Here is a 26,941-nt window from a genome sequence, read left to right as displayed (position 1 = left end):
TCTAAATCTGAATCACTTTCCTTCAAAAAGTGTGAAAAAAGCTTCTTCGTAACTGGCACTAATTGGAATTTCGGCCTGTTCAATGTATATGATTTTATTTCTGATCTTTAATACTTTACTAATAGGAACGATAAACGAACGATGCACACGAATAAATTCTGTCTCTGGTAATTTTTGAAGAATTGCTTTTAAGGTCATACGAGCTACGACTGTTTTTTGATCTCGAATATGAATTTTTAGATAATCATCTAAGCCTTCTATGTATAGGATATCTGAAAACAGGATTTTATTAAGACTGTAATCGGCACGAATGAAAAGATATTGCTGTTCGATATTTTGGTTTTGCAATTTCCATTGTGAATAGGCTTTTTCTGTAGCCTGCTGAAATCTTGCAAGTGAAATTGGTTTTAATAAATAATCGGTTGCACTAAGTGTGAAACCTTCTACAGCAAATTCAGAATAGGCTGTGGTGAAAATCACCATAGTTTTGTGTGGTAATTTTTTGTAGAAATCCAATCCGGAAATGGATGGCATATTGATATCCAGAAACAATAAATCGACTGGATATTTTTTTAAGTATTTGAATGCTTCATCAGATTTTGTAAATGTTTTTCTGAGTTCAATGTAATCAATAGTTTCACATAAACTCTGAAGGATTTCTAATGCCAATGGCTCATCATCTAGTGCAATTGCTTTTATCATCGAATTTTAATGCTCAAATTTACTACGTATTTCTCTTCTGAATCTTCAATCATCAAAGCGTGTTTATTAGGATACACCAATTTTAATCTTTCGATTGTGTTTTGTAAACCAATACCTGAATCTGACTGAACAGAGAACGTCTTTTTATTAGAAACGTATAAAGTTAAGATTTCTTCTTCAATATCTATTTTAATATAGATTTCTGAAGTCTGATCAGGATTAACTCCATATTTGAATGCATTTTCAATAAAAGAAATTAAAATAAGCGGTGTTACCACTTTACCAAAAGTACTTCCGATTACCGAATAATGGATAGTAACGGTATTTCCTAAACGCGTTTTTTGTAGTGAAACAAAATTATTGATGTAATTGATTTCTTTCGTTAAATCGATAACCTCATCATTAGAATTAGTCATAATGTAACGCATCAGTTCCGATAACTGTACTACAGCATCTGGAGTTTTATCGTCTTTTTTTAAAGCAAGTGCATAAATACTGTTTAAGGTATTAAACAAAAAATGCGGATTAATTTGTGCCTTTAAAAATGCTAATTCTGATTTTACTTTTTCTTTTTCGACACTTTGTAATCTTCCTGAAATAGCAAAAAGTAAACTTGTCGCTACTCCAATCAAATACACCAAAATGGTATGATTGTATTGTGTTGGTGGGCCTCCGTTAAATGCGAAAGACATTGGATGGTTACCATGCGGAGGTGGAGGAAATTCTCCATGAAATGGTGCTGGATGACCGGCAAACTTTCCAGAATGATATTCGAAATCCAAGAAATTACGGCTCGGATGATCTAAAACAGTTGAGATCCAAAGAAAGAATAAAAGAAAAATAATTATGGTTACATAATATAACACTTTCTTCTCTGAGAAATATAGCTTTGGAATTAAATAATAATAGTTGAAATAAAAAAAACAAAGGAGCGCAAAGTAAAGAAACAAATAAATTCTGTCATGCGCATTGGAGTACAAATTGGGTAGTGAAAAAAAAGTATTCGTTGTCGTAAATGCATACGGCAAAAATAAAAAAGCGAGGCACAATACTATGTGTTTCGCATAAAGTGAAAATTTTGTTTTCATGATCAAATTCGATTTATACCTTTTTGAAAAACAAAACGATAAGACTCAAATTTAATGTTATTGAATATTTATTTCAAATTATTGCGGTAAAAACACCTAATGTTGCGACTCGCTTTATATTAATTGCCTTTTTTAAGGCTTTAAATCATCTTTTTAAGACTCCTTAATCATGAACCGGACCTTGTGTACAAGGACAGTTACTGATCGATTGTAAGAAATCAAATCCGATAGTGATAGAATGCGTTCCTGAGTTATAAGTTCCAAGTCCGTTAAACATCAACTGGTAAGAATAAGCAAAATAGAATTTTGATTTCATAAAACCAGCCATTGGTCCAGCTGCTAAAGGTTTTGGAAACTGATCGTTTAAGAAACGATACGAAACTCCAATCCAGTAATAATCTTCGTAACGGTTATAACGTCTGTACTTAAAGTTAAAATCGGTTGTAGAACGTTGGTCACTCGCAAAATACTGCAAGAAAACGGATGGTTCGTATTCGATTCGTCTGTTTTCGCCATCTTTAAAAGTAAATCCAGAATATAACTGAAAGTTAGAAAGCAAATCTGGTTCGTTTGTTCTATCCCTTGTCAAATTTTTCTTTAAAACGTTATTGGCATTGAAACTTAAAAAAAATCCTTTTTGACGATACAAAGCACTAATATCAAAGTTATTATTTGAAGTTTGACGATTATCTGTTACCGAAGGATCAAGACCGCCTCCGACTCCTTCAAAATTACCTGTTTCTAAACGAAAGGTATTTACGTTATACGAGATACCAAATGATAGATATTTTTCAGAATAATAATCTAAAATTAAGTGGTGCGCAAACGAAATCTTAGCTCCTGTTTGTTTCGTATTACCGTTACTATCGTTGTATAACGAAATACCAACTCCCGAACGATCTAGGACACGAAAATCTGCATACAATGATTGGTTATCGGGTGCATCCTTAATTCCGACCCACTGTGTTAAACCATTGGCTCTAATTCGGAGGTTATCTCCAATACCCGCATAAGCTGGCGAAAGAATAAAAGGGTTATCAGCTAAATACTGTGTAAACACCGGTAGGTTTAACTCTTGGCTGTAACTTGTTGTTACAGCCATGAGTACTAAGGATAAAATAAGCTTTTTCATTGTAATAATTTTTTTAGATAACATCATTGGGGCTATAATTTTGTTATCTGTATAATGTGAAATGTCCAACAAACTCTCTAGGATCTTTAGGATCATTCAGTTTAAGAACATACCAGTAATCTCCTGTTGGTAATTCGTTTCCGTTGTATCTACCATCCCATTTACCTCCAACTCTATATTTACCAACTACACGACCGTATCTGTCGTAAACATCGAATGTAAGGTCTTTGTAAGCTAATGCTCCACAATCAGGACCAATAGTTGTATTACCATTTCCACCGTTTGGTGTAAAGTAGTTCGGTAGACAGAAGTCGTAGAACGTACCTTTAACATCTATCGTAGCTTCACAACCATTTTTGTCTCTTACAATCACTTTATAAATACCTGATTTATAAATTCTGTAACTATTAGATGACGTGAATGGTTCACCATTGAAACTGTACTCATAAGGAGCAAAACCACCTGAAGCTTTTACCGTGATGGTATTAATATCTGTAGTTTGTTCTGTCACATCGATTAGAGTAACAGGATCAACTGCATCTACATCAAATAAATCTGTAGTTACTTCGCATCCATTAGTATGTCTTACTACCATGTAGTGAGGTCCTGCTGCAACATCTGTAAAGATATTACTTGGCTGGAACGTTCCATTGTTGTCAAGAGAATACGTTACTTGCGTTGGATCTGTGTTTGACGGATCTATTGTAACAATCACCATATTAGCCTGTGCATTGTTCACACAATCATAATCTACTTTAATAGTTGGATTAAGCGTCACTGGTAATGCCATATTGATGGTAATTTCCTGTGTACATTTATTTGCATCTAAGATGTAAACTGTATGTGTTCCTCCTTCAAGGTTATTGAATACAAACCTTGTCTGAGCAGCATCTCCAGCCGTAAACGGTCCTCCTTGATTATCTAAACTATAGCTATAAGGCATTGTTCCTCCTGCTACTTCGATTTCAAAAACAGCATCTTTATCACCAGCACAATGTTCTTCTTGTCTTGATGCTTCGATTTCAATGATTCCAATTGGATCTGGTTCTTTAACTTCCACATTTTCGATGAAGAAGTAACAGTCATTTTCATCCTGAACTAATATATCATAGAAACCTGGTTTCAAGTTTTCGAATACATTTTTGTCAAAGAACTGTTTGAATTCTGGTTCAATAGCATATTTATATGCTCCTACACCACCTGTCGCATTTACAGTAATTTTACCATTATTGTAACCGTTACAAGTTAATGGCGTTGCAATAGCAGCTGCCAATAAAGGATTATCAGGTTCTGTTAATTCGAACAGCGTTGATACTGTTTTACAATCAGAGCTTGTCACTTTTACAATATAATTACCTATTGGTAAATGTGTAAATGTACCTGGAATATCCTGCGTCGGAGCTGGAGTAATGTCTGTTCCAGAAGCATCTTGTAAAGTATAGATATAGTTTCCTAAACCTCCTTTAGCTACTACAGTGATAGAACCTGTGGCTCCTCCTTTACATTTAATATCAATTTCACTTGAACGCTCAAATGTTAATTCTGGAACAGGTGAGAATTCACTATAGTTCGACTCATAACTACGACAACCATTAGAATCTTTTACAAAATACTTGTACTCAACTTTTGTAGTTGTTACAGGTAACGTAATATCTACATAAGAGCTAAATGGACCAGTATAAGTTACATCGTCAGCACTATAGTAATAAGGACCAACACCACCGATAGCTGTTAATCTAACAACAGGAACTACTTCACATGTTTCTGTTCTTTGAATTTCTAAAGTTGCTTTTACAATTTCTGGCTGATCAATTGTCACTGTATTAGAATCATTTGTACAATTCCATGTATCATTTACAGTAACATAATAAGTTCCAGCTTTTAAATCTGTAAACTGATTTGCTCCTTGTGCCTGTGCAGTAATAACCGTTCCATCAACTAATACTCCATGTAATGTGTAAGTATAATTTCCTGAACCTCCATTTACTGTATCAATTGTTAATACTCCATTTTCATTGTCATAACAAGTAAGCATTGGAGTTGCACTAATTGAAACATTAATCTGTTTTGGATTTAATAAACTAGCGTCAATAGAGCTTTCACAACCATAACCATCTTTAGCATAAACAGTATAGTTTCCTTCTGTTAGGTTTTCGAATATTGGAGAACTATTGTATCCTTTAACAATAGTAGTTCCTAATCTCAACTCATACAAATATTCACCTGGCCATCCTCCAGTTGCTGATGCTACAATCTTACCATCATTGTTACCTGAGATACAAGTAATTTCAGACTGTGTTGTTGTAACCACTAACTCTGTAGGTGGTTGTTCGATCGTGAAGATTTTCTCCACTGTACATTCTGGTTTACTTACCAATCTAGCCACAACTTTGTATTGACCTGCTTTTAGATTTGAAATCCAAATTGGACCTGCATCAGTTGTTACATTATTTATTAAAGTTAAACCTCCAGTAATTGTATATTCAAACGGACCTGCATCGTTTGTTGGATTTGGCTGATTATCAACAAAAGTTAATTGAACTCTTGTAGTAGCATCGTAACAAACTTTATCATTTTCAGGTGTTGCAATAATTTCAAACGTGTTTGGATCATCTACAAAATGGAATGCTTGTAGTGTACATCCAGTTACAGTATTTGTCACTGTTGCGATATAATCACCGATTGCTAAATCTGTAAAGACACCATCTGTGCTAGGCGTTGGACCATAAACGGTTCCGTTTGTTCCGCTTAAGCTATAAGTATACGATCCTGGTAAAGTTGTACCGTTACTAGCTTTAACCGTTATTGAAATATCTTCAAGGTTAGTACAAGTAATAGCGTCATCTACATTAATAGCAAGTTTATCCATTGGAACAAATGCTTTAATTTCAAATGTTCCCACTGCAGAAGCACTACACTGATTAATATCAGAAACGTTTATCGTGTAAATTCCTCCCTTATAATCCATTTCTGTATACACATTTCTTGGACCTTTGTAAACCTGAGTTCCGTCTTTAATAAACTCATAAGTATAATCTCCTGTTCCACCAGTAACTCCGCTAACTGTAATAGTTGCATAATTACTAATATTCTCCTGGATACAACCGTATTGGCTTACAAGTGGATCTCGAACTACAATCTCACGTGGTTCAGTGATTTCTACATCCATATCGGCTTCACAACCTCTTCCTGAAGTTACAGAAACATTATAAGTTCCTGCTCTTAATCCTTTAAATACCGGATTGTCTTGTGGTGTTCCACCATCCAGACTGTACATGTATTTAGGATTATCATTAACACCATCACTTATTGGAGCTAAACTTACTGTAATTGTACCGTTGTTTCCACCGTTACAAGAAACATGAGTAGGAACTGCATCAAATCCTGTAATAGGAGTAGCTGGAGCTAATTCAAATTGAACCTCATCTGTACAATTATTTGGTGTTCCAAGATCTGTTACCACAATGGTGTGTGAACCTGAACCTACTCTATCAAATACAGCAGGAGTAGTAGTTGTTAAAGTTCTAACTCCATCAAGAGTATAGCTAAACGGACCTTTACCTCCTGTTGCAGATGCTGTTACCTGACCATCGCCATCTGTACAGCTTGGTAAGATATCTTTTATTACATCTAAAACTACTGGCTCTAAAATTTCAATTAAAGCAGGGAATTCAGTTTCACAACCAAATCTGTCTCTTACTACAATATCGTAAGCTCTTGGATCTTTTACAGTGAATTTCTCATCTGTTTGGAATCCGTTTCCGATACTGTAAGTAAATGGTCCCATTCCAGTACCAGGAGTAATTACGATTTCGTAATTTCCATCTGCATCAGGACATTGTGATGTTACCGAAGCAGTAAATCCTGCTGGTAATGGATCTGTCTCAATATCTACTGTAATTGGAGCAGAAATACATCCGTTTTGATCTTTAGCATACACATACCATGAAGTAGCATCTGCTGGTTTCAATTCTCTTGTTGCTTCAGATTCAAATGTTCCTGGAGTTGCTGTTGGACTTGCCGGAACAAAAGAATACGTATATCCTGGAGTTCCTCCGTGACCTGCAACCGTAACTTTTGCACCTGTATTACAATTAGCATTGACATTATCTTCTTCTGTAATTGTTACAGCGATAGGGTCATTAACAGTAACGCTGAATTTTATGTCACAGTTTGTAATATCATCAATAACACTAATTTCATAAGTTCCTGTAGCTAGATTTGCTAAAGTAACTTCTGAATTAGAAGTTGTATGTGGACCATCAAATGCCACAGTATTTCTAGTTACTGAGTACGTATAAGTTCCTTTGAAATCAGAAATTGTAAAGACTGCTTTTCCGTCATTAGTACCGATACAAGATTTCGCAAATGCTTCACCTGTAGCCTGAATTCTAACAACATCTTTAATTGTTAGTATATCAGCGAAAGTACATTTATTACTATCCGTTACTTCAAATTTATATTCACCGAAAGGTAATCCTGTAAACACCGCCGGAACTGCGCTTCCTGTTGTTGGAATCATCGCATACATAGTTGTTGGTGCTCCGTTGAATTCTATAATTCTAAATTCTAATGCACCTACACCATTTGTAGCTGTAACTGTAACATTACTGCTTCCAGAAGCACAAGTAATAGCTGTTGGTAAGAACGTTAACGCTGATGGTTTGTTTAATGGAACGATTGGAACTGTTACCGGAGCTGTTGTACATCCATTTGCATCTCTAACGGTATAAGTAACTGAAGCCACTGAACCATCATTAGGTACTGAAATACGATCTGCATCATCATATCCTTTACCAAAGTCATATTGGTACGTTCCTTTTCCACCTATACCTGTTACCACAATTTCAGTAGTTGTACTACAAGATGAATTTGGTGTAACTGAATGATCCTCTTCTAATAAAGGTGGTTGAATAATTGTAATATCTGCTGCAGCTGTACAACCTTTAGCATCTGTTGCAACAACGTGGTAATCACCCTGAATTAAATCTGTATAAATTCCATTAGTATCTCCTGTAGTATTTGCACCAGTACCTGTACTTGTAAGTACAAATTTATAAGGAGCAACTCCACCTGAAGGTACAACTGTTAAACTTCCATTGCTATTATTAAAACAGATCACATCTGTTTGTGATGGTGTAAGCGTAATCGTTCCTGGTACATTAACTGTTACAGGCGATGTTGTAAATATACATGGTACATTACTGTCTGAGATTGCAAAAGTGTAAACGCCTGGAGCAGTTACTAATTCTTCAAAATCACCAGTCGCTGGTTTAGGAAGACCAACTGCACTTCCGTCTAAGTACATTTGATACGTATAGTCTTTTTTACCACCTTTCACTTCCACAACAATTTTGGCTGCTTCATTACCTGTCTCACAGTAAAGGTCTTTCTCTACTGTTGCAGTCGCTGTTAATCGTTCTTCAATTACATAATCTATCTCTGCAGGACAACCATTATCATCTGTCAAGACAATTTTGTATGAACCTGCTTTTGTAAATGTTATGTTGTTCGTAGTTGGTAAACCATCAACTGTAAACTTTTTAATATTGTTGTATGTTGTTGACAATGCGGCATTACTAAAATCAATTGTAATATCTGTACCAACAAAACACTGCTGTGCTGGCATATTAAGAACAGGAGCCACATCGTGAGTAATGTTAACACGAACTGGCGCAGAAATACATAAGTTACGATCCTGAATGTAAACATCCCATGCTAGGTTTGTTAAGTCAGTATCTACTACTAAAGGATCAGTAGCTGGTGTAAAAGCCGTTGGAACTTGACCTGCTATAACTGCAGCATAAGAATAAGCTGAAGTTCCTCCAGTTATGTTACTAATTGTAATTGTAGAATTATCTTCTGTACAATATACGTTGCTTCCAACTGCATCAAACAAAATTGGAGCAGGCATTGTAATTGTAACAGATGCGCTTTGTGAACAATGCGTTATATTATCTTCTACAGTTACAGTATAAGTTCCTTCTGACAAACCATTTAAAGTTATAACATCATTAGCTACACTTGGTGTAACAATTGGCAATGTTGTTGGATTATATGCAACTGAAACAGTATAATCTCCACTCACACTAAAGTCAGAAACTGTAAAAGTTGCTGAACCGTTATTGCTAGTTCCATTTAGTGTATTACAACTTACATTAGTAAATGATGTTCTCACAATATTAATTGGAACAACTGGAGCTACTGTATAGTTACCCTCAATGTAACAACCATTGGCATCGGTAACTCTAAATAAGTAGTTTACATTTGGTGCCAATCCTGTAAATGTATCTGAATTTAAATTATCTCTGGTTATAGGAGAAATAATTTCATACTTCGCATAAGGAGTATATCCTCCTGTCACATCCACTCTAATATCAGCAACATTTCTTGAACAAACTGGTGCTGTTACAACTGCAAAATCAATAGTTGCTAATTGCTGATATGGATTAACATCAACAAAATTACTGTAAGTACAACCATTACTATCCATGACGTAATAATTAATCCTTTGTACTGTTGTATCATCAGTAACAAATAATTCATTATCGTCAGTATAAGTCGTTCCTCCATCAAAATTATATTTGTATGATCCTGATCCACCAGTACCTGTAACTCTTACAACTGCTTGTTGTACAGTATTACTAGGATTACAGTTATAAGGATCAACAGCTGCAATTGCACCTACTGCTGCCGTTGGTTGATCCACATCAAAAGTATGTGTGGTCGGACATCCTTTTCCAGAAGTCACAGTTATTGCATAACTTCCTTGTGGAACATTTGTAAATTTATTTCCTATCAATACAATTCCTAAAGGAAGTGGATCAGCTGTAGCAGATGCTATAGCATATGTATATGGCGTTTCTGTGTTTCCTGGAAGTAAATTTACTGTAATACTTCCTGTAGCACCATTATAACAAGCCACATCTACAACATCAGCATCAAAAGTAACTGGGATTGGTGCTTTCAATTCAACAGGAACTGTTGTGTTACAGTAACCATCAGTAACAGTAACAGTATAGTTTCCATAAGCTAAATTTGAAATTACATTATTTGTTACAGTTGCGCCAGCAGCGTCAATAGTATAAGTATAAGTACCTGTACCACCAGTAGTTGTTAATGTAATACTACCACCATTAACTGATGTACAAGTTGGGTCTGTTGAAACTACAGCAGGCTGTAAATCAAGTGGTGCATTAATGTTTATATCTTCAAAATCAACACATCCATTAGCGTCTTTAATATAAATTCTATGAGAACCGGAAGTCAGATTCGTTACAGTATATGGTAATCCTCCTGTAAGAGGTGAATAAGAATTATCACTATCTACACTTATAGAATAAGCTCCTTTACCTGCAGTAGTCTCGATAACATTTACTGAGAAATTACCTTCAGTAGCACATCTATCCACAATCTGTAAATCAATATCTGGACTAGAATCTACAGGAATTATTTGTGCTCTTCCAACTTCACATCCTTTTGAATCTCTTACTACAATGTTCCAATCTGTTCCTGAAGAAGGATCTAATTCTATAACATTATTTGTACTTGTAAAATCTGTTGGCATTGCAGGTGAAACTGCTACACCATAATAATATGGCGCTGTACCTCCAGTTGTTCTCATAGTTACAATAGCACCACTATTACAATTTGCAGGTACTAGATTAGTAATAACAGAGTTAAGAGGTTGAGCTGGTTGATCAATTCTAAATGTATATGAAGTTGAACAAAGCGTACCACCAACTTCAGTTACTTCCAGTGTATAATTACCCGCTGGTAGATTATTAATAGTCTCTGATACAGGTCCTCCTGCAGGTCCAGTTAAATCATCTCCAATTGGTGTTGTAAGTGGCAATTGAGTTAATTCATCTAATATTCTATAACGGATAGTCGTTACTGTAGGATCATAATCCTCAACAGTAAAGTTTAAAATACCATTTGCACTTCCTGCACAAGTTGCATCAGTTTGTGATGTTGCTGTAATTTTGATAGTAGAAGGTGATGGAGGAGTAATTTCTTCTGCTATAGAAATACAGTTATTCTTGTCTTTTACTTGCAAATAATAAGTTCTATTGTGTGCTAAACCAGTAAATGTATAACTATTGCTTGCTATAGGAGCCGTTTCAGCTTGACCAAAAATAGAATATGTATATGGTCCTTCTCCTCCAGTTGTGGTAACAGTAACATTAACTCCTGTAGCACAACTAAAAGAATCTGCTGTTGTTGTAATTTTTAAATATGGAGGTGTTTCAATTCGAAGTCTTGATGTTTCAAATTTACATCCATTAGCATCTACTATTGTAACATAATAGTAACCAAAATTTAGTCCTGCGAAAGTGTGAACAGCCGTTGGAGAAGCAGAAGTTTCAGTATATGTCTGTAACTGATTACGGTTACTATCATATAATGTATAAACAAACGGAGCTACTCCACCTGAAAGCACACTTACTTTAAACGTACCTAATGTATTAAGGTCACAAATAATTGGAGTTCCCTCAACAAGTCCATCGATTGGAGCTGGTTCAGTTAAAACAGCTGTACCATTAAACTCACATCCTTTAGCATCTCTAACTGTATAAGAGTAACTTCCAGCTGTTAAGCCTCCAAAAATATATTTATCTCCGAATCCTAATCCGTTAAAATTATATTTAAATGGTGCTTCACCAGCAGTTCCACGCAATTCAACAACACCATCTGTACCTGCATTACAAGTAGGATTTGTTGGTGTGTAAGTAGCAGTCACAGTTGTAGTAGGATTAACAATAACTGTATTCGTTAGTTTAGGACAATTATTTCCATCTGTTATTTCAAACTCATATGTTCCTGCTGTTCCTGTGCTATAAACAAAAGATCTAGTTGATGTAAAAGGAATTGGAGTTCCAGTAAATGCTGCTGGCAACATTCTTACTCTATATCCAAAAGATGGATTTCCTCCCGTTACATTAACCTCAATACTTGCATCTGTTGGTGAAATCGCCGTACAAGTAAGATCTTTTTTTCTAACTGCAGTGGCAATCATTGCATCATTTACAGTAACTGTTTCTGTATTTGTACAACCATTTGCGTCTGTAATTGTTACTACATAAGTTCCTGCTCCCACAGTAAATGTATTTGCCGGACTAGGAGCAACTCCTGTATTAATTGTGTATGTATAAGGTACAACCCCATTTGCTCCACTAGCTACAATTGTAAATGAAGTACCAGAAGCTGAACATTGATTTGGAACATCCAAAGTAACTGTTGGCTGTGTATCTCTTGCAATTGTAACGTTTCTAGATACAATACATCCATTAGCGTCTTTTGCGTAGATAACCCAGTTTAAGTCTGCACCTGAATTTGAATTGATATTAAATACAGGATTTGGACCATAGATTGGTGTCGAAGTTGTATCGTCTGCATCTAAAATAGCATATTGATAACCTGAACCTATTGTTCCTCCTGTAGCATGAACTGTTACAGTAGAAGTAATTATACCACAATTTGAATTTACATTAGAATCTATAACTAAATCCAAAGGATTATTAGGTTCAAAAATTTCAACTTGTTCTGTAACTGTACAATTTGTAGTTTCATCTACAAATACAACATTGTAAACACCTACAGGACGATTTGCCAAAGTAAATACAGTTTCGTTTCTTCCTGTTACAGTTGGTTCGCTATTAACTTTATAACTATATGTTGAAGTAAAGTTTGTAACATTAAATCTAATATTTCCGGTACTACCACCTTTACAATAAACATCATTCAATTTAGTTGGTGTAGCTCTAATAGCAACGACTGCTGGAATATTTTTAGAAAAATCCGCATAACAACCGCTTCCATCTGTAACTCTGAAAACATAGCTACCAGGAGTAAGATCTTTAAACTCTCCATCTGTAGCGCCTGTAGTATTTATTGTTGGTCCAGAAACAATTGTATAAACTACCGTTCCTGTTCCTGTTCCAGCTGTTAAATTTACTTTAACGGTGCTAGTTCTGCTTCCAATAGGATCACAATAAATTACACTTGCATTAACCGACGTAATTTTTGGAGGGTTAAGAGGTAAAATATCTAATGTTTCAACTTGTGTAGTACAACCATTGGCATCTTTTACAGAATAAGTAACTGATTGTGGGTTTCCATTATCTGATACTGAAAATGTACTGTCATCACCATAAGAACTTCCATTGAAACTATATGTATAAGGAGCTACTCCTCCTGTTACTGTAACAGTTACATCTTTAGATTCTTTAGCATTTGTAGGGCTACATGTAAATGGATCTATAGTTGCATTAGCTTCAAGTAAATCTGGTTGCAAAATAGTAACCTGTGCAGTACCCGTACATCCTATATGATCAGTAACCACAATATCATAAACTCCTGCTGTTAAACCTGTAGTCAAAGCAGTTGTTGAAACTGGAATTGTTGCTTTAGTTACACTATAAGTATAAGGAGCTTTACCAGCTGTTGTTGAAATAGAGATAGTTCCTGTAGCAGCTCCGTTACATTTTACATCCGTTTTACTTGGATTAATTGTGAAAGTAGTCGCTTTTAATGTAACAGGAATATCTGCTGTATATGCATAACAAGTTGGGTTTGCACTATCGCTAACTCTAAATTTATAAGTTCCAGCTGCTGTTGCAGTGTAAGGACTCGTTACTGTATTATACGTTCCATTATCAATAGAAACCGCATAAGAACGAGTTCCTGTTCCTCCTGTAGAAGATAAACTTATTGTTGTTTCTGTTGTACAAGTAGCATCTGGTACAATAGCCGGAGTAATTGTTAATTGCTCAGGAACTACATAATTGATAAATGCTTCACAACCAAATTTATCTTTTACTGTTAATTTATATGTTCCAGGAGTTAAATTAAATGTATCTGATGATTCAAATTTATTACCATCTTTACTAAACGTTGCCGGTCTTGCAAACGTACCATCTATCGTTACAGCAATAGGACTACCTGGATAACATTGCGCCGCAATCGGATTAATTATTGGAGCATCTTCCGTTAGAATAGAGATAGATTTCTTAACCGCACAATTATTTACATCTTTAACATAAACGTCAATATTGGTAGTTAATACTGCAGTATCAACTGTTAAACTTGTTCCATAAGTAGTAGGAGCTGTAGCATCTTTACGCACAAATGCATAAGTGTAAGTACCTTTTCCTCCCGATATATTTGAAATTGTTAATGTTGCTACTGTATTGTTACAACTAATTTTTGTAGCATTAACCGTGAAGTCAATTGCAGTTGCTGCACCAACAGTTACTTCTACACTTTCTGACACACATCCTGTTGTACGATCTGTAGCAACAAAAGTATATTTTCCAGGTGCCAGGTTAGTACGTGTGATTGTATTTCCACTAACCGATGGAGTACCTGAATTTGGAGTAATCGTATAATCAAAGTTTCCTGTGCTACTTACGTCTGACACTGTAAATGAAACAGAACCATTTTTAGCTTCAAAACATTTTTCATCTGTTTTCGAACCTTCAGCCTTAATTTTAACACCTTGTGCAATAGTTTTTGATCCCGTAGTAGTACAACCTCTCGCATCAGTAACTTTAAACTCATAAAAACCAGCAGTTAAACCAGTAAAGGTAGCTGTATTTCCTGTTATTGCTGTTGGTGTAACTGGTCCAGAAGTAACTTCATACGTAAATGGAGCAATACCATTTACTGCTGTTAATGTAAGACTAGTTGTTGTACCTCCTACTTTACATGTAATGGCAGCTGGATCAGAAATGTCAATTCTTGTCGGCGGGTTAAATGCCGGAACTTTAACTTCTCCTTCTGCTGTACATCCATTAGCATCTTTTACATAGAATTTAACCGTTTGCTCAGCATTTGTTAAAGTAATAGTTTTAGTTGTCGTACCATTATAATTAGAACCTCCGTCAAAATTATATTGGTATGTACCTGTACCACCATCTCCAAGGATAGTAACAACTGTTGTAGTGCTACAAGTGGTATTCGCTTGGAAAGAACCTGAAACCGATACTTTTGTAGGGTTTGTTAGAGTAACTTCATAAACTGGAGATTCACAACCTTTACTATCTTTTACCTGATAAGTATAAGTTCTGGTATTTACTGCTCCAACAAATGCATTTAAATTTGAATAGGTAGCAGAGGCACCGTAATTACCTCCATTAAATTTATATTCATAAGTAGGCCCAGATCCACCAGCTGCTTGAACTGTAAACTGACCTGTAGATTCATTATTACATTTTGGATCTGTTTGACTAACAATTGAAGCTGTAGGCGTTAATTTAGCATTTACATTTACAGCGCTAGTCGTAACAGAACATCCTTTTGAATCTGTAACTTTAAAAATATAGCTTCCAACTTTATCCGCTTTATAAACGTTTGAAGTCATATCGGCAAAATTATTTCCGCCATCTGTTGATACTTGATATTTATAAGTAGGATATCCTAATGAAGCATGAATCGTAATTTCTGCCTCTGGACTTGACGTACAGTCTAATAATTTAGTGATTTCTGGTACTGCTTTTATTTCTTTAGCAATTTCAATTCCTGTAATTGCTTCAGCAACACATCCGTTGGCATCTGTTACTGCAATTGAGTAAGTTCCAGGTCCAACTTCAAATTTATTATTATCTTTTTGAGCATTACCTCCATTCAAACTATAAAAGAATGGTGCAAGACCTCCTTCTACTTTAACAACAAGCGTCGCTTTGTTTGCAGCATCATAACACAAGTCTGAAGATCCATCTAAAGTTATTCTTGGTGGAAGTGGTCTTTTTACATCAATAGGGTCTGATGCAGTAGAAGCACAAGAACTCTTATCTTTAACAATAACATAATACGTACCTTCAGGTACATTTGTAAATGTAGCCACTGTGCTACTTTCATAAAGTGTACCATTAGTATAATAAAGTTCATACTGATAAGCTGGAGACCCTCCTTGTGGCACTGCAGTAATAGAAGCCCCTACAATACAAGTCGCATCTTTTGTAATACTTGCTGTTGTTGTTAGTGTAATAGGCGCTTTTATTTCTTTATCGAAAGTACTTGTACAGAAACCTGCATCATCATTTTTAACGATAATTTTATAATTCCCTTTCGGTAATTTTTCGATAGTAACAGGAGAAGTTGTAGAAGTATTCCAATTTTGTCCGTTATCTATAGAGTATTTAAATCCGTTTGTTGTATCAAAATTTTCAACAGCAATTGTGATTTTTCCATTATTCACATCTCCACATGTTGCGTCATCGATTTCTGGTTCTGAAACTTTAAATGCTTTGTTCGTTTCAATGATAACCTCCATTTTTCTCTCAGCAATACATGATTTAGGAAGCTGATATACTAAAATATCATCAACACATAAGTCGTTTCCGTCTTCTCTGTCACTATTTGATCTGATTACGAAATCTAAAGAACTGTTTGGACCAGGATTAATCGTTAATCCGTCAATTAAGTTCCATTGTTCGTTTTGAAGAATATCTGCAGTGTTTACAGACGCACCTGGTATTGCAACACCATTTTTGTGTAATTCAATAGTAAGGTTTGGTTTTACTTTCTGATTGTCTTTTAGTAATAAGTTTAAAGCATAAAACTCTACTTTAATATCCTGATTTGGTATAATATCAACAATTGGTTTAGAATAAATAATTCCTCCAATACCAACTGCTCCACCAATATTTACAGCTAAATATCTACCGTTTATATCACTTCCATTACTAGTATGATCTACTGGAATTACCCATCCAAAGTCATTTCTGTGATCAGGAAGAATTCCTTTAGTAACTACATATTCTCCATCATTTAATAAATAATCATGCCATAAACCATGACCACAATCTGTAATATAATCTTGTTTTTCCCAACAATAATTTGGGTGAATACCTGTTAGTTTTTCATCTTTACCGCTTCCAAAATCTTCTTTCAATAAATTACTGAATGTCGTAGCAGCAACCAGCTTATATTTTACTGTAATTTCATGTTTACCTGTTGGAACATTTGTAAATACATTACTGGTTATAGGAGTATTCGGTTTAGTATCGATATAATATTCATAAGTGTAATTTGCACCACCCGTATTTGTTACAGTAATAGTGGTATTACCTGTTCCGTCGCAATTGTAAACCACAACAGGATTTGGATCTATAGACGGATCTGCCGGCTTTTCATCCAAAACAATATTTGACATTGCATAAATACACTCATTTTTGTCTTTTACATAAACCGTATATTTCCCAGGATTTACATAAGCTTCATTCTCATCTATCCAAGTTTTTTGGTCATCAAAACTATATTTATAAAGAGGTGTACCTCCTTGTACGTTTGTAATTCTAATTTTTCCTTGTTTTTCAAATCCTGTCGGACCACAACCAGATAATTCTGAAACTCCTGCAGAAGCCGTTAACATTCCTGCCGGACCTCCAATTTTTACAGTTTGTGGAGGATCAGTACATTCAACACCAGCATAAACATATTTAACCACTACAGAATGATCTCCAACTGCTAAATTAGTAATTGGTGAAATAGAACTGAAACTTCCGCCATCTACACTATAAGAAACAACATAACCTGGACTTGTAGCAGTAACAGTTACATCAATTTGGCCACTGTCAGTTCCATAACATCTTACATCATTACCTTTAAATGTCACTGTTGGTTTTGCAACTGGTACCATTTTTATAGGTGGAATTGTTACAGAACATCCTTTATCATCTGTAACTACAATATTGAAAATACCATCTGCTGGTAATGTTTCAGGCGTTACAGTTAGTACTGGATTAGTAACAAAATCTGCACTATCATTTATGTAATACATATAATAAGGTGGCGGTCCAGTACGTGGTGTTCCACCCGTAACTGTTATAGTAATTTCTCCGTCTCCACATCCCGAAAGGTCTTTAGTCACTTTTGCCTGAGCGCTCAAACGATAATCAAATACTTCAATTTCTTTTGTTTGCTTACAACCGTTCTTTGCTGTAGACATATCAACTTCATATACTCCAGGTTCAACCCCTGTAAATACTTTAAAGTTGTCATCAATCAATCCAGTGTTTTGAATCTCTGTTGTACTTCCTTTCTTTCTAAGTACAAATTTATACTGACCCGGAACTGTATTTATACTTGCAGTAATAGTTCCTAATTGCCCCGTACAAATTGGGTGAGTTGCACTAATGTCTGTAGTTAAAACAAGTTCTTCAACATTTACATCTACAAAGAATGGACATGCAGACATCTGGCCGTCAATTAGCACAGTTTGTCTAATCTGAACTTTATAACTTCCTTTTGCAACATTATTGAAAGTACTCGATGTTTGATAATCTGTTCCGTTTAAACTATAACTGTAACCAGTATTTTCTGGTGGATTTGTAATTGTAATCCTTCCTTTAGTATCACAAACGATATCTTGTTTTTCTGCTTTTGGATCTAATTTGTTTTGGTAAACATTAAAATAATGAGTTACCACACAAGTATTCCCATAGTTTACCACAATTCTAAAAACACCAGCTCTGTCTGCGGTAAATTTCGTATTGTTATCAACAATTGTTGTCCAATTTGTTGCTCCTTCATAAGGACAACTCTCCGGATTAGGTTGATCATCAGGAGGAACATCTTTTGTTTCCTGCCAGGTTACTTTTGTTGCTCCAGTAATCTTTGTATCAATTTCTCTCTTGTCGTTAAGGCCACACAAGAAAATTTTTGGAAACGGTTTATTATCCCTCACACAGGCAAAAGCAAGTCCAGTTGCTGGATCAATATTGTCTCCTTTAACTGGGTTTTCAATTTTCCCTGCAAGATAATCTGTAACATTAAACGTTTGCTGAATAGGTTCGCAATTTTCGGCACCGCTATTATTAACCGTATACTTTCCAGGTTTATTAATAGTAACCGTTCTGTTGTTCCCTCCAAAAATTACTCCGTTTGGATCTCTCCATACATAAGTTTTATATCCTAAAGCTGCAGTTAATGTAGCGGTTCCACATATAGAAACATCTCTACTAAATAAACACTTATCAATACCAACTAAGAAGTTTGTTGCTGTTGGTTCTCCAACATTACATTGTGAAATCGTAGAATAACTTCCTTCTCCAAAACCTTCAGGAGTAGTATTCTTAACACCATAATATTTTGAGAAAGCTATGTTTTCAATTCGGTTAGCACAGGCATCAATCAACTCATTACAATCATCTACTACCCTTACTTTAAATTTAATAGAGTATGGTGTCGCCGCACCGTTTGCAACAACCATTGCATCAGGTACCGTAAAAACAAGTTTTCTGGTTGTTGCATCATAGGTTGCAGTAATTCTGGAATCCATTGTAATACTACCAAGACCACCGAAAATTACATTTTTAGGAAGCTCATCTGTTATCGTAAAGTTCTTGGCATTATCATTTCCTTCATTTCTAAAATTAATTTCGTATTGAAGTTCTTGATTTAATGTTACCGGTTGTCCATTAATATTCTTCCCATCTTTATCAAGAGCATTCTTTCTTAAGACAATTTTAGGCGCAATAATTTCTACTGCCAATGCATTAAAAAACATATAATAAGAATCTGAAGAAGTACTAATCCTAAGAGTAGCACTAGTCTCATCATTCTGTATTATCGAATTATTTCTGTTGTCTATTTTTACAACACCCGCATCGTAACCAAGTGTATTTTTACTATTTGGTACACGATCCATCATGTAAACATCTCCATCTGAGATACTACTATTAAAAAAGTTTGGTGTTGATCTTCCACCTGAAACTCTAATTGGTCGAACTAGTGAAGATATTGCACCCCATGTAGTTGATTTTGCACCTTTAATAAAAAGACCGTCTCCCTCTAATGGATTATCACCCTCTAATGCACTAAATGCTAATTTTACATTTACATCTCCAAACGGATTGGTTCTAAACCCTGAAATAGGAATATCTAACGGATCATCACTACTTCTAATAATACTAAAACCGTCATAACTGGTAATATATTTATTTGGTAGTAAAGGATCTTTATAAATTACAAAAATAGACCACCCTGCGGCACTCGCTCCAGGTTGATATTGTCCCTCGGTAGTAACAATATCAGCAACTGTATAAACACCTTCTTTAGCTGTTTTAACAGCATCTGTAATGTCTATAAAACAAGCATATGGTTTTGCTACATATGGATTTGATACTCCGGCACCTCCCTCATCAAAAAGTAATGTTCCAGTGAGTTTTTTGTAATCACTATCTGTAGGTGATTTTAATTTAACCTCGTTTATTTTGCTTCGGTTGGAACCACGATAAGTTGCCCCCCAATACAAAGCTGCATATTCAATTTCGTAACAAGCCTTACTTGCTTGTGGAATTGTCAATTTTGCAGAACTTGAATTGTATGTATCGCTGTCACTATCAATATCAATATACTTCATATTGAAATTGTCATTTAGCTTACTGTTTGATCCAAGATCATTATAAGGATCTTTAGGACGTTGTCCATTTCCATTATCCCTATTTAAGATATTGTTTCCAATAACTAAAATATCTCCATTTAAGCTTGTTGTTTTACGCGGATTAAAATTCTTTCTTAACTGGGCGTGAGAAGAAATACTAAGCAATACGAGCAAAGCTGCAATAAATACTTTAAAAATAGTAGGTTTTTTCATAGTCTTCATTTTGTTTTGGCTAACTTTTACTTTTTAAGGGGCATTAAAAAATAAATTTTAGCATTCTGAAACATTTATTTTATTGTCCTTCCAAAAATTGAGAAGGACTAATTTTTGATATACTTTATAATTAATTCTCCACTTTCACAATGGCCATTTTACCGTTGTATGGTTTATTTCCTTTTGATTCTAATGCTTTTGTTGCCTCCTGTAAACCATCGAACTTTTCATAGTAGATGTAATACTTACTTGTCGCCACATTATAAAAGAAATTAATATCTGTACGTCCTGCTGCTACCGCTTTAGTTAAGAATTCATCACGTTTCTCAACACTGTTGTGGACAGCTACGATTAAGTAATAACCATTATCAGAGTTTTTAATATTCTTAATGATCTGCATATTTGACTGCTCTTCTCCAAAATCAAAATCATTTGCTGTCAATGCTGTATTACTCAGTTTTGTTGTTTCTTTAATACGTTTAAGAGCGGCAACGTCCTGTGCATATCTTCCCTGATCATTCTCATAAGCGGCACGTTTAATTCTACGTTTACGCTCAATTTCAGTTTCTGCTTTGATACGCTCTAAATCGGCAATTAAAGCTGCTCCATCTCTCTCCATTTTCAACTGAGCTGCTTTCAATTCGTTTATCTTATCCAGATACGCTTTGTTTAACGGATCGTTTTTAGGGAACTTTTTAAGTCTGTCATTGTACAGTGCCGTCAATCTATCAATCTCATTCTTCATGCTTTTGTTTGCATCGGCAATCTGAACTTTTAGTGATTCAATTTGACTGTTTTCTGCCGCTACACTTTTGAATGGTTTTGGCTCTCTGTAAATTCCTCTTTCACTTAAATCGTTCTCCTCTTTTAAATCATTTAAGTCTTTTTGCTTGTTGGCAACTGTTGCTTTAAACTGATCTAATAAATCGCTTTGAATTTTACTTGTATTTTCAACTGATTTCGTTAAACTTTCAATTGCTTTTCCTGTTTCGTCATTTGCTTTTGCTGCCAGAGCTGCTGCTTCTGCATCTGCTTTTGCTTTTTCAGCTGCTAATCTTGCCTGACGTTCTTCCTCTTCTTTCAATTGTCGAGTTTCTTCTTCAGCTCTTAATTTTTCAGTTGCTTCAGCATCTGCTTTCGCTTTTGCATCTGCTAATAATTTCGCCTGTAGCGCTTCCATATCTGCTTTAGCTTTAGCATCAGCAGCTAGTTTAGCTTGAAGCGCCTCTGCATCTGCCTTAGCTTTTGCGTCAGCTGCTAACTTTGCTTGACGAGCTTCTTCTGCTAATCTGGCTTTTTCGTCAGCAGCTTGTTTTGCTTTTAGTGCATCAGCATCCGCTTTAGCTTTTGCATCTGCTGCTAATTTCGCTTGACGAGCTTCCTCTTCTTGAAGTTTTTTCGCTTCTGCATCTGCTTTAGCTTTTGCGTCTGCTGCTAACTTCGCTTGACGAGCTTCTTCTGCTTCTTGTAATTTTTTCGCTTCGGCTTCAGCTTTTGCTTTCGCTGTAGCTTCTGCATCTGCTTTTACTTTTGCATCAGCTAATAATTTAGCTTGTAATGCGACCATATCAGCCTTAGCTTTTGCTTCTTCTGCCAGTTTAGCTTGAAGTGCTTCTGCATCTGCTTTTGCTTTCGCATCTGCAGCCAATTTAGCTTGACGAGCCTCTTCTTCTACTCTTGCTTTTTCGTCAGCAGCTTGTTTAACTTTTAAGGCTTCAGCGTCCGCTTTTGCTTTCGCGTCTGCAGCTAATTTCGCTTGACGAGCCTCTTCTTCTACTCTTGCTTTTTCGTCAGCCGCTTGTTTCGCTTTTAAGGCTTCAGCGTCTGCTTTTGCTTTCGCATCTGCAGCTAATTTCGCTTGACGAGCCTCTTCCTCTACTCTTGCTTTTTCGTCAGCGGCTTGTTTTGCTTTTAAAGCTTCGGCGTCTGCTTTTGCTTTCGCATCTGCAGCTAATTTCGCTTGACGAGCTTCTTCTGCCTCTTGTAATTTTTTCGCTTCAGCTTCCGCTTTTAATTTTGCTGTAGCTTCTGCATCTGCTTTCACTCTCGCGTCAGCGATTAGCTTGGCTTGTAAAGCTTCCATATCAGCTTTTGCTTTTGCATCAGCAGCCAATCTTGCTTTTTCAGCTTCTGCATCCGCTTTGGCTTTAGCCTCTGCAGCTAATCTTGCCTGTTGCGCTTCTGCATCTGCCTTCGCTTTATTTTCTGCTTCTAATTTCGCTTTCGCTGCAGCTTGTGCATCGGCTTTCGCTTTGGCATCTGCCACAAGTTTAGCCTGAAGTGCTTCTGCATCTGCTTTCGCTTTCGCGTCTGCATCTAATTGTGCCTGACGAGCTTCTTCTGCTTGTTTTAATTTTAAAGCTTCAGCATCAGATTTAGCTTTTGCTTCAGCAGCGATAAGAGCTTGTCTTGCTTCTTCATCTGCTTTCACTTTTGCATCAGCAGCTAATTTTTCTTTAAGTGCAGCTTCTTCAGCAGCTTTAGCTTTTGCATCGGCAGCTAGTTTAGCTTTGTTTGCTGCATCAATAGAAGCTTTAGTTTTAACTTCTGAAGCAGCTTTAGCTTTAGCTTCTGCAGCCAATCTTGCCTGTAAAGCATCTGAATCTGCTTTAGCTTTTGCATCTGCAGCTAATATTGATTGCATATCTGCTGCTTCGGCTTTCGCTTTTGCATCGGCTTTACGTTTTGCTTCTGCAGCATCAGCTTTTGCTTTATTATCTGCTATTAATTTTAATCTTGCAGCTTCTGCATCTGCTTTCACTTTTTCTGCAGCTGCTAATCTTGCCTGTCTTGCAGCTTCTGCGTCAGCTTTTGCTTTTTCTGCAGCTGCCAATCTTACTTTTGCTGCAGCTTCAGCATTTGCTCTTGCTTTTTCTATTGCTAGTTGTGAAGCTGTTTTTTGTTGCGTTGGTGCCGCTGCATTTGCTGCTGCCGCTTTCGCTTTTGCAGCTTCTGCATCTGCTTTTGCTTTATCAGCTGATGCTAGTTTTGATTGTAACGCTTCGGCATCGGCCTTAGCTTTGGCATCTGCAGCTAATTTCAATTTCATTGCTTCAGCATCAGCTTGCGCTTTATCTGCAGCTAATTGTTCTTGTGTTTTTTGTGCAGCAGCTTCAGATTTATCTGCAATAGCTTTTGCTCTTGCCGCAGCTGCAGCATCTACTCTGGCTTTGTTGTCTGCGGCCAGTTTTATTCTGCGCTGCTCTGCATCGGCTCTAGCCTTATCAGCGGCCAATTGTGCCTGTGTTTTTTGTGTTTCTGCAACCGCTCTGTTTGCTGTTGCGGCTTGTGCTCTGGCTGCAGCGGCGGCATCGGCTTTCGCTTTTGCATCTGCAGCAAGTTTTATTTTAATAGCTTCAGCATCTGCCTTCGCTTTATTGTCTGCTTCTAATTTGGCTTTCGCTTTTGCTTCAGCGTCAGCCTTAACTTTTTCGGCTGCAGCAAGTCTTGCTTGTTTTGCTTCTGCATCGGCTTTTGCTTTCGCATCGGCTGCCAGCCTCTTCTGTTCTGCTATTTCAGTTCTATTAACCTGAGTTGCCTCTGATTTTGGCTTAGCTGGAACTGATTTTGGTTTCGCTGGATCAATCAATGATCCTTCATCATCATCTCCGTAATAATAGTTTCTATTTTTGAATTTGTAGGCAATCGTGAATTCATGTGATGCGCCCATATTAGAGAAATTACCCATTCCTCTTTCGTAATTGTATTCTATAGCGATGCTTGGTGAAATATTAATTCCAAGTCCTGCTGAAGCTCCATACAGTGTGTTGTATCCTGCCTGAGCCCAAACTCCTTGCTGAAGAGTCAACATTGCCAAACCAGAAATAACTGTTTTGTCCTTTTTAATTTCTGTTCTTACAATTCCTGAGAATTTACTTCTGTCGAAAAAGCCATAACTGTCAATGTAACCTGTATACATTGCGTGTAACTGAATCGCTCTTTCTGGATCGTCTTTTACCATTCCTGATCCGAAATTGTATAACACTAAGTTGTTAATTGCTAATCCGAAATCTAGAAATTCTGTACCATAATTAATCCCAGGATTTACTGTCAGCATTGTGCTCTTTGGAAAATCTCCCTGTAGAATAGTAGTATCATCAGAAATGATTTTTCCAGTATTTAAACCACTTTGATAAACTCCAACGTTTAAACCAAAAGTCAAATTACTGTCTTGTTCTAAAACAATATTATGAGCAAAGTTTCCAATAGCTCCAAATACAGTCATTAATCCGTAATTCTGTTGAAAAAGACCTGCAGCAAAAGCTTCATTCTCTCTAAAACGTCCAGAATAATTAAATAAATAACTCTGTGGCGCATTATCAAACTGAACCCATTGTCTTTTGTTATAAAAACTGATATATGGATTTGATTCACGAACAAAACTGAACGCAGGGTTAATGATATATCTATTAAACTTTAAAGAATTTCTGATAGGTAATGAAAACGAAACAACTCCATCCTCAGAACCATCCTGAGCATAGAGTACATTTGATAAACCGTAAAATAAAGTGATGAATAGTAGGATTTTCTTCATATTATTTTATAACAGTTATTGATCCTTTTTTTTCACCTGTGTCCGACTGAATGACATAGTAATAAACGGGATTTACATTTTTAAAATCTATATTGCTTTGAGGCCAATCGCCTTGATAATTTACAACGTCCAAAACCATATCTCCATTTGAACTGATGATCATTACTTTAGTTGAGGCATTTTTGTACTCATCAGGAATATTCCAATATGGGTTCATTCCACTTAATTTTATGATATTCGGAATAACACTTGAAGGGCCAGAATCTCCATTAATTCTAAAAGAGAACTCCTTACTTGCGGTACATCCAGATACCTGAGAAATTTTTACTTTATAATTCCCTTTAACAGAAACTACATACGAACTTCCGGTTTCACCAGAAATAAGATTATTGTTTAAATACCACTCAAAAGTCGGGGCCGCAGCATCTGTAGTAATATTTACGTTTAAAGTTTCTCCTTCACTTAATTTGTAACCATCTTCAACATCAATGCTCGCATCAAAACCATTGCTTTTAAGATCGATTGTTCCTGTTGCTTTACATCCACCAAAATCAACATCAACTGTATAAATTCCAGATTCGTTTGTAGAATAAGTACGAGTAGTAGCTCCTGTAATTACAGTACCATCCTTTCTCCATACATAACTATTTCCCGAAGTAGCTGTTAAAACAGTACCAGATCCGCTGGCACAAAATGGGTTTCCTAAGCTTGATTCTATGGTAACTGAAGAACCAGAAGCTGCAGATGTCACAGTAACACGATTCGAATAAGATCCAGAAGTACAAGTACCATAATTTGTTTCTACATAATAAATCCCAGGAGAAGTAACTGTATAGCTAGGTCCGGAAGCACCTGCAACTAAAGTTGGAAGTGTTGTTGCTCCGTTATCTCTATACCAGTTATAAGTCAGAAATTTATATTTTAATGGAGAATCATTTACAGGAGTGGTAGAATCAGGATCTATTGTTAACACATAACTGCCTCCTGCACAAAATGCCGCAGTACCACTAAAGTTATTAATGGTATATTGTCTATCATGTGCTCTGTAATAAATTGGGAAAGAATTTTTAAGTCCAAAAGAAACAAATTTACTACTTGAAAAACCTGTAGTAGAAACTCTTAAACTATAAGTATCAGATCCTGGGAGATCTGTAGGAACAGAAAAAAGTATTCTTTTCTGATTAGTCGCAGGATCTGATACTGAAATTGTATTAGCAGTGATTATACTACTGAAATTATTTGTAGAAAGTTCCACCACAAAAACTGTTTCTGCAGGAAATCCACTGTAAGTAAATGTTGCACTATATTCATTACCACCAGGCCCAGCACAAATTCTGTCAAAGTCTAAAACTTGCGGATTTATTGATTTAACCTGGGCATAACAATTTGATTCAGCAAAAAATAGCATGCCGAATAAAATTAATAATTTGGTAAAAGATAAAGTAATTTTTTGAATCATATAGTGCGTGTTCTGGCTAAATCTATACGCTCAAAAAACAAAATATCTATGAATGTTTCTGAAAAATCATACTTATAGTTTTCGATAATATCTTTTGCAAGAATCGAAGTTGCTGTAAGAGATGAATCTTCTTTACAATCGTTTGATACTGTATTAGGTTCAGCTGCTATAGTAAGGCTGTCCTTGGGGGTGGACATCCCTACTATAAACTGATTAATATTGTCTGAACTGCTGTTTACTACAGCATTATTTGTATTCTTCTGATTTACGCTAATAAACGTTGTACAACTATCAGAATCAGCTTTAGTAGATTTTTCTGCTGTATTCTGGGCACAAACTGTTAAAATAGGCGCAACCAAAAATATTATATTTAAAAAATATTTTCTTGTAGATACCATTATGTTTTGATCTTTATTTGGGTCCG

At 35.8% G+C, this 26,941-nt stretch carries 7 protein-coding genes; all 7 read right to left on the bottom strand.

All coding sequences use genetic code 11. The features are described 5' to 3' along the window. Positions 1-12: 12 nt before the first annotated feature. The 7 genes from NQQ59_RS23955 to NQQ59_RS23925 all read right to left on the bottom strand — a co-directional run bounded on the left by NQQ59_RS23955 (position 13) and on the right by NQQ59_RS23925 (position 26,915). Entirely contained in the window at positions 13-702 is a 690-nt protein-coding gene (locus NQQ59_RS23955) for a LytR/AlgR family response regulator transcription factor (RefSeq protein WP_144216483.1), read from the bottom strand. After that, complete coding sequence (locus tag NQQ59_RS23950; protein WP_186299895.1) at positions 699-1,568, bottom strand: sensor histidine kinase; 870 nt, start codon at positions 1,566-1,568, stop codon at positions 699-701. Before NQQ59_RS23950 ends, NQQ59_RS23955 begins: the two co-directional genes overlap by 4 nt. A gap of 385 nt (positions 1,569-1,953) precedes the next feature. Beyond that, positions 1,954-2,922 carry a PorP/SprF family type IX secretion system membrane protein gene (locus tag NQQ59_RS23945; protein ID WP_257698458.1) on the bottom strand — a complete coding sequence of 323 codons (969 nt, stop codon included), beginning with the start codon at positions 2,920-2,922 and terminating at the stop codon, positions 1,954-1,956. Positions 2,923-2,965: 43 nt separating this feature from the next. Continuing rightward, entirely contained in the window at positions 2,966-20,533 is a 17,568-nt protein-coding gene (locus NQQ59_RS23940; RefSeq protein WP_144216477.1) for a T9SS type B sorting domain-containing protein, read from the bottom strand. A gap of 121 nt (positions 20,534-20,654) precedes the next feature. Next, on the bottom strand, positions 20,655-25,058 hold the full coding sequence (locus tag NQQ59_RS23935) for a PorP/SprF family type IX secretion system membrane protein (protein ID WP_144216475.1): 4,404 nt from the start codon (positions 25,056-25,058) through the stop codon (positions 20,655-20,657). A 1-nt stretch (position 25,059) separates the two neighbouring features. After that, the gene (sprC, locus tag NQQ59_RS23930) at positions 25,060-26,517 is read right to left on the bottom strand and encodes a gliding motility protein SprC (RefSeq protein ID WP_144216473.1); all 1,458 of its coding nucleotides are present in this window, start codon (positions 26,515-26,517) and stop codon (positions 25,060-25,062) included. Beyond that, the gene (locus tag NQQ59_RS23925; protein WP_144216471.1) at positions 26,514-26,915 is read right to left on the bottom strand and encodes a hypothetical protein; all 402 of its coding nucleotides are present in this window, start codon (positions 26,913-26,915) and stop codon (positions 26,514-26,516) included. Before NQQ59_RS23925 ends, sprC begins: the two co-directional genes overlap by 4 nt. Between the last annotated feature and the right edge of the window lie 26 nt (positions 26,916-26,941).

Source organism: Flavobacterium panacis, assembly GCF_024649945.1.
GTDB classification, from domain to species: domain Bacteria; phylum Bacteroidota; class Bacteroidia; order Flavobacteriales; family Flavobacteriaceae; genus Flavobacterium; species Flavobacterium panacis.
The sequence above is the reverse complement of the archived record's forward strand: the minus strand, read 5'-3'. Positions and strand labels throughout refer to the sequence as shown.

Excerpts from the sequence above, each read along its gene's own strand:
- NQQ59_RS23955 (WP_144216483.1), bottom strand. The coding sequence starts at position 702 with ATGATAAAAGCAATTGCACTAGATGATGAGCCATTGGCATTAGAAATC.
- NQQ59_RS23945 (WP_257698458.1), bottom strand. The coding sequence starts at position 2,922 with ATGAAAAAGCTTATTTTATCCTTAGTACTCATGGCTGTAACAACAAGT.
- NQQ59_RS23940 (WP_144216477.1), bottom strand. The coding sequence starts at position 20,533 with ATGAAGACTATGAAAAAACCTACTATTTTTAAAGTATTTATTGCAGCT.
- NQQ59_RS23935 (WP_144216475.1), bottom strand. The coding sequence starts at position 25,058 with ATGAAGAAAATCCTACTATTCATCACTTTATTTTACGGTTTATCAAAT.
- sprC (WP_144216473.1), bottom strand. The coding sequence starts at position 26,517 with ATGATTCAAAAAATTACTTTATCTTTTACCAAATTATTAATTTTATTC.
- NQQ59_RS23925 (WP_144216471.1), bottom strand. The coding sequence starts at position 26,915 with ATGGTATCTACAAGAAAATATTTTTTAAATATAATATTTTTGGTTGCG.